1 protein-coding gene is annotated in these 230 nt (G+C 58.7%); it reads left to right on the top strand.

All coding sequences use genetic code 11. The features are described from left to right. Positions 1-15: 15 nt before the first annotated feature. The coding region (locus tag AC0L3B_RS40505) for a hypothetical protein (RefSeq protein ID WP_473383744.1) at positions 16-230 on the top strand (215 nt) is incomplete at its 3' end.

Genomic DNA, 230 nt, shown 5'->3' with positions numbered 1-230 from the left:
ATCTGTTTGATGCTGTTGCTGTCGATCACCGCGCACGCCAGCGATGCGGACCGACTCAAGCAGGCCAACTTCCCCAGACAGTCTCAGGAATTGACCCTGAAAAATCAGGCAGTGCTCACTTATCTTTGGGCGGATGTGTACGCCGCTGCGCTGTATGCGCCAGCCGCCACCCCAGCGAAGCAGGCCTGGGACCAGCAGCAGGCGCTGCGACTTGAGCTGTATTACTTTCG

This window comes from Bradyrhizobium sp. Kon56, assembly GCF_055807635.1.
The sequence above is the reverse complement of the archived record's forward strand: the minus strand, read 5'-3'. Positions and strand labels throughout refer to the sequence as shown.